Here is a 6,252-nt window from a genome sequence, read left to right as displayed (position 1 = left end):
CGTTGCCGCGGCCGCGGCGGCGGCCGGCGGGGCCTCGGGGGCGGCCGGAGCCTCGGTGGCGGGGGTTCCGGCGGCCGGAGCCTCGGGCCCAGCGGTGTCCGGCGCCTCCGGAACGGCGGTCCCGGGTGCCGCGGGGGCGGGGGCCGACGCGGCCGGGATGCCCTGCGGCGGAGTGACGGTGTCCGGGGTGCGGACGGCCGGGATGCCGTCGGGCGGGGTGCGGGCCTCGGTCGCGGTGCCGCCCGTGGGCAGGCCGCGAGGCGGCGTGCGGACGTCGTCGGCGGTGCCGGTGAGCTCGTCGCCCGCGGGGCGCTCCGGCGCAGGGGGCGCCTCGGTCGGCGGCGCGGTGTCAGCGGGCCGCGGGATCGGGGTCGCGCCCGAGGGCACCGGCAGGTCCTCGGCGGGCGGGGCGGCGGGCGCCGCGCCGTCGGTCGGCGCGGTGGGCGCCGTGGGCTCGGTCGGCGCAGCGGTCCCGGTCGTGTCCGGGGCGGTGGTCTCGGGCGCCACCTGCTGGGCCTCGTCGGGGGCGGTCGGTGCCGCGGTCGTCCCGTCCCCGGGCGTCCCGCGCTCGGGTGCCTTCTCCGGCGCACGCTCGGGGACCTTCTCCGGTGCCGGCGCGGCGGACGCGGCAGCGGCAGCCCCGGCGGCGGCCGCCGCTCCGGCGGCCGCGGCGCCGCCCCGTCGGCGCGGCTCCGGCTCCTTCTCCCGCGGGGGCGCAAGCAGGTCGGGGCCGGGCTCCGTGCGCGGCGGCAGCGTCGGCGTGCCGGTCCCGCCCCCACTGCCGGTCCCGCCCCCACTGCCGGCGGAGAAGTCGAAGCCCCCGCTGGCCCTGTAGGTGTTGCCCTGCCTGGGCTTCTCCTCGGCGGCCGGGGTCTCGAGCTCCTCGGGCTCGCGCAGGCTGATCCTGCGCCTGCGGCTGATCGTGAGGCCGGCGACCAGGGCGATCAGCACGACCACCGCGACCACGACCACGATGATCCAGAGGGTCTGCGTCGTCACACCCCCAGCCTTGCACGCCCCGCACGACCCCACCGGCCGCGGTCGCCGAACCGCCCGGCGGCGGCGCTCAGGAGGCCGGCCGCAGCCGCTGGGAGATGACGGTCGTGATGCCGTCGCCCCGCATCGAGACGCCGTAGAGGGCGTCGGCGACCTCCATGGTCGGTTTCTGGTGGGTGATGACGATGAGCTGCGAGGTGGCGCGCAGCTCCTCCATCAGCGAGATGAGCCGGCGGAGGTTGGCGTCGTCGAGGGCGGCCTCGATCTCGTCGAGCACGTAGAAGGGTGAGGGGCGGGCCCGGAAGATCGCGACCAGCAGCGCCATCGCGGTGAGCGAGCGCTCCCCGCCGGAGAGCAGCGACAGCCGCTTGACCTTCTTGCCCGGCGGGCGGGCCTCCACCTCGATGCCGGTGGTCAGCATGTCCGAGGGGTCGGTGAGCACCAGCCGGCCGTCGCCGCCCGGGAAGAGCGTGGCGAAGACCGTCTCGAACTCCCGCGCCACGTCCTCGTACGCCTGCGTGAAGACCTCGAGGATCTTGTCGTCGACCTCGCGGACCACGGTGAGCAGGTCGCGGCGGGTGTTCTTGAGGTCCTCGAGCTGCGTGGAGAGGAAGGTGTAGCGCTCCTCGAGGGCCGCGAACTCCTCCAGCGCGAGCGGGTTGACCTTGCCGAGCAGCGCCAGGTCCTTCTCGGCGCGCTTGGCCCGGCGCTCCTGCGCGGCCCGGTCGTAGGGCATGGCGGGCGGGGCCACGACGTCCTCGCCGCGCTCCTTCGCCGCCTCGTACTCCGCGACCTCGGCCGGCGACGGCGGCACCCCGACCGACGGCCCGTACTCGGCGACCAGGTCGTCGACGGCGATGCCGTGGTCGGCCAGCGCCTTCTCGGTGAGCTGCTCGAGCCGCAGCCGGGACTGCGCGCGGGCCACCTCGTCCCGGTGCACGGCGTCGACCAGCTTGTCGAGCAGCGCGGACAGCCGCCCGGTAGTGGCGCGGGCCTCGGTCAGCGCGGCCTCCCGCTCGGCCCGGGCGGCGGCGACCTCGTCCCGCTCGGCCGCCGCGGAGCCCAGGGACACCTCGATCCGCTCCAGCGCCCGGGCACCGGCCCCGACCACGAGGTCGGCGACGGCGGCGCTGCGCTCCCGCTCGCGCCGCGCGGCCTCCGCGCGGGCCCGGGCCTGCCGCTCCGACGACGCCTGCCGCCGCAGCGAGTCCGCCTTGCCGGCGATCGCGCGGGCGCGCTCCTCGGCGGTGCGCAGCGCGAGCCGGCACTCCACCTCCTCGGACCGGGCCTCGGCCAGCTTCTCCGCGGCGGTGTCCCGGACCTCGGTGTCCGGCTCGTCGTCGACCGGCTCGCCCTCCGCGACCAGGAGCTGCTGCTCGGCCGCCTCCAGCGCCAGCAACGACTCCGACCGCCGGGCCTCCACCGCGTCCCGCCGCTGGCGCAGCCGCTGCGCCTCCTGCTCCGCGGACCGGACGACCTGTTCCAGCCGGCCGAGCTGGCTGCCCGCCGCCGCGCGCCGCTGCTCGGCGGCCCGGCGCTCGGCCGCGGCCGCCTCGACGTCCGCCTTCCGCGCGGCCTCCTCCGCCCGTGCGCCGTCGAGGGCGGGGCGGAGCCGGGTCAGCTCGGCGTCGTTCGTGTCCCGGGCGGCGACGGCCTCGTCGACCGCGGCCTGCACCTCGAGCGCGCTCGAACCGCCGCCCGACCCGCCGCGGGCCCGGAACGCCTCCAGCACGTCCCCCTCGGACGTGACGGCGACGAGCCCCGCCTCCGCCACGGTCCGTGCCTCGTCGAGGGAGTCGACCAGCACGACGCGGTCCAGCAGGGACGCGACGGCGGGCGCCAGCCGCGCCGGAGCGCGCACGACGTCCGCGGCCCAGCGCCCGACCGGCGCGGCCCCGGCGGCGGGAGGACGGAGATCGACGAGCCCCGCCACCGGAGCCGCACCGTCCCCGCCCACCAACAGCGTGGCCGACCCGTGGTCCCCCGACCGCAGCTCGCGCAGCGCGTCGACCGCCGCGCCCGCGGACTCCACCGCGACCCCCTCGGCCAGCTCGCCGAGCACGGCCGCGACCGCGGTCCGGGCCGCGGGCTCGACCTCCAGCAGCTCGGCGACGGCGCCGACGACCCCCACCCGCTCGCCGGACAGCAGCGCCCCGCTGCCGTCCTTGCGTGCGAGCCCGACCGACAGCGCGTCGACCCGCGCCCGCCAGTGCGCCCGCCGCTGCTCCAGCTCCCGCTCCTGCGCGACGAGCTCGCGGACCCGGGCCGCCGCGGACTCCTGCGCCTCGACGGCGGACTCCACGAGCGCGGCCAGCTCCCCCGAGTCCGCCTCGTCGAGGACACCGAGCTGCTCGCGCGCGGCCTCCAGCTCCTCGGCCGCGGTGACGATCCGGGCCTCGGCCTCGCCGAGCGCCTCGGACAGCCGCTCGATCTCCTCGGCGGTGGCGGCCGCGCCGCTGCGCAAGGCCTCGGCCTTGCCCGCGAGCGTCGCGAGGCCGGCCCTGCGGTCGGCGATCGCCCGGACCGCGGCCATGTGTGCGCGCTCGGCGGCCTGCAGGGTGCGCTCGTGCTCGGCGCGCTCCTCGAGCATCTCGGCGAGCCGCTGCCGGGCCTCGACGACGGCCGCGACCAGCTCCTCCTCCTGCTCGGCGACCAGGTCGGCCTCGGCCTCGAGCTCGTCCGGGTCCCGCCCCGGCGTGCGCCCGGACTCCGCGGAGGCCAGGTGCCGGGCGCGCTCCTCGGCCAGCCGCACGGTGCCGCGCAGCCGCTCGGCCAGCGACGACAGCGAGTACCAGGTGTCCTGCGCGCGCTGCAGCCGCGGCGCGTCCGCGGCCAGGGCCTCCTCCAGCTCCCCCTGCCGCGCGCGCGCCACGTCGAGCTGCTCGGACACCTCGGCCCGGCGCTCGCGGGCCTGCTGCTCGTCCGCCTCCTCGCGGGCCAGCGCGTCCCGCAGGGTGACGATGTCGTCCGCCGCGAGCCGGATCCGCGCGTCCCGCAGCTCGGCCTGCACCTGCTGCGCCTTGCGCGCGATCTCCGCCTGGCGGCCCAGCGGCTTGAGCTGGCGGCGCAGCTCCGCGGTGAGGTCCGTGAGCCGCGTGAGGTTGGCCTGCATCGCGTCGAGCTTGCGGAGCGCCTTCTCCTTGCGCTTGCGGTGCTTGAGGACGCCCGCGGCCTCCTCGATGTAGGCGCGCCGCTCCTCCGGCTTGGACCGCAGGATCGCGTCGAGCTGGCCCTGCCCCACCACGACGTGCATCTCCCGGCCGATACCGGAGTCCGAGAGCAGCTCCTGGATGTCGAGCAGCCGGCAGGAGCTGCCGTTGATCTCGTACTCGCCGGCGCCGTCGCGGAACATCCGGCGGGTGATCGAGACCTCGGAGTACTCGATCGGCAGGGCGCCGTCGGAGTTGTCGATGGTGAGCGTGACCTCGGCGCGCCCGAGCGGCTGCCGGCCGGACGTGCCGGCGAAGATCACGTCCTCCATCTTCCCGCCGCGCAGCGCCTTGGCCCCCTGCTCGCCGAGCACCCAGGAGATCGCGTCGACGACGTTGGACTTGCCCGAGCCGTTGGGCCCCACCACGCACGTGATCCCCGGTTCCAGGCGCAGCGTCGTGGCCGAGGCGAAGGACTTGAAGCCCTTCAGCGTCAGGCTCTTGAGGTGCACGGCGGCGGTCTCCGGGGTGTCTCGGGGGTGAGCGGAGCGTACCGGCCTGCACCGACGGTCCCGGGGCCCGCGCGGGCACGGGCCCCGGACGGGTCAGGAGGTGGTCGCGGCGTTGACCAGCCAGCGCACGCCGAACCGGTCCGTCACCATGCCGAACAGGTCGCCCCACATCTGCTTCTCGAAGGGCACCTCCACCGTGCCGCCCTCGGCGAGGCCGGTGAACCAGCCCTCGAGCTTGGCCTCCTCGTCCCCGGAGAGGCTGACCGAGACCGCGGTGCGGCCGGCGGCGCGCTCGGGGTCGCCGTCCGAGGCCATGAGCACGAACCCGTCCGGCGTGGTGAGCTGCGCGTGCATGACGCCCTCCGGCGGCGGGACGGGCCCCTCGGCCCCCATGTCCCCGAAGGTGCTGATCTGCAGGTCGCCGCCGAGGACGGCGCGGTAGAACTCCATCGCGGCGCGGGCCTCGGTGTCGAAGTGCAGGTAGGGGTTCAGCGTGACGGCCATGCGGTGCTCCCTGTCGAGTGGTGTGGATCGCACCGTAGACCCGGGCACCGACAGGACCTCAGGCCTCGACGAACCCGTCGAACCCGCCCTTCGGATCGCCCCACTGCTCGACGACCTCGTCGACCCACCCCGGCGCCTCCCCGCCGCGCAGCAGGGCGAGCAGCCGCTCGCACCGCTCCCGGTCACCCTCCGCGACCACCGCGACCCGGCCGTCGTCGAGGTTCCGGGCCTGCCCGACGAGCCCCAGCTCCAGCGCCCGGGACCGCGTCCACCAGCGGAAACCCACGCCCTGCACGCGGCCCCGCACCCACGCGGTGAGCCGAACGGTCGAATCGTCGTTGCTGCTCATCGCCTTGCTACGTTACCGGGCCGTGACCGGTCCGGTGCCCCGCACACGGGCGCTCCCCCTCCTGGCCGGGCTCGCCCTCGGGGCGCCGCTCGCGGCCCTCGGCGTCACGGCCCTCGTGCCCGACGCCTGGTCCGTCGCGCTCGCCGGGGCCGCCTCCCCCGAGCCGACGACCGCGGTCACCACCGGACCGGCCCCGCCGACCACGACCTCGCGCCTCCCGGCCGCCGCGCCGGCGTCGACCACCACGACGGCGCCGCCGACCACGACGCCCGCGCCGACCACCACGATCCCGCGGCCGACGCCGACCACCACCCGGCTCGCGCCGACCACCGCGCCGCGCCCCGTCGCCGCCGGTCCGGTCGCCGACGTCGTCGCGCTGACCAACCGGGCCCGCGCCGCCGCCGGCTGCGGCGCCCTCACGCCCGACGCCCGGATCACCCGCGCCGCCCAGGGACACAGCGACGACATGGCGGCCCAGGACTACTTCGACCACGACAGCCCCGACGGACGCGGCTTCGCGGACCGCATCGCCGCCGCCGGCTACCCCTCCCCCGGCGCCGAGAACATCGCGATGGGCCAGCGCACCCCGGCGGCGGTGGTCGAGGCCTGGCTGAACTCACCCGGTCACCGCCGCAACATCGAGGACTGCTCGCTCACGACCATCGGTGTCGGGCTCGCGATCGACGGGTACTACTGGACGCAGGACTTCGGCCGCTGACCCACGTACGCTCCGGTGCGGAGT

Annotated in this window: 4 protein-coding genes and 1 pseudogene; 1 reads left to right on the top strand and 4 read right to left on the bottom strand. The window is 77.0% G+C overall.

Going from position 1 to position 6,252, the window contains the following annotated elements; all coding sequences use genetic code 11:
• The 4 genes and pseudogenes from PKE99_RS27770 to PKE99_RS27755 all read right to left on the bottom strand — a co-directional run.
• Positions 1–999, bottom strand: a pseudogene (locus tag PKE99_RS27770) (hypothetical protein); the annotation flags it as partial.
• Positions 1,000–1,066: 67 nt separating this feature from the next.
• The gene (gene smc / locus PKE99_RS27765) at positions 1,067–4,657 is read right to left on the bottom strand and encodes a chromosome segregation protein SMC (protein WP_037046913.1); all 3,591 of its coding nucleotides are present in this window, start codon (positions 4,655–4,657) and stop codon (positions 1,067–1,069) included.
• Positions 4,658–4,750: 93 nt separating this feature from the next.
• Positions 4,751–5,161, bottom strand: coding sequence for a VOC family protein (locus PKE99_RS27760; protein ID WP_037046912.1), 411 nt, complete (start codon positions 5,159–5,161; stop codon positions 4,751–4,753).
• A gap of 58 nt (positions 5,162–5,219) precedes the next feature.
• The gene (locus PKE99_RS27755) at positions 5,220–5,510 is read right to left on the bottom strand and encodes an acylphosphatase (RefSeq protein WP_037046909.1); all 291 of its coding nucleotides are present in this window, start codon (positions 5,508–5,510) and stop codon (positions 5,220–5,222) included.
• 22 nt (positions 5,511–5,532) lie between these two features.
• Between PKE99_RS27755 and PKE99_RS27750 the strand changes: the two genes are divergently transcribed.
• Positions 5,533–6,228, top strand: a complete 696-nt coding sequence (locus tag PKE99_RS27750; protein WP_051737555.1) for a CAP domain-containing protein — start codon at positions 5,533–5,535, stop codon at positions 6,226–6,228.
• Positions 6,229–6,252: the final 24 nt, after the last annotated feature.

It is taken from the genome of Pseudonocardia halophobica (assembly GCF_027922425.1).
Taxonomy (GTDB): domain Bacteria; phylum Actinomycetota; class Actinomycetes; order Mycobacteriales; family Pseudonocardiaceae; genus Pseudonocardia; species Pseudonocardia halophobica.
The sequence above is the reverse complement of the archived record's forward strand: the minus strand, read 5'-3'. Positions and strand labels throughout refer to the sequence as shown.

What these genes read in the sequence shown, in the direction of transcription:
- PKE99_RS27760 (WP_037046912.1), bottom strand. Translation starts at nt 5,161, where the DNA reads ATGGCCGTCACGCTGAACCCCTACCTGCACTTCGACACCGAGGCCCGC.
- PKE99_RS27755 (WP_037046909.1), bottom strand. Translation starts at nt 5,510, where the DNA reads ATGAGCAGCAACGACGATTCGACCGTTCGGCTCACCGCGTGGGTGCGG.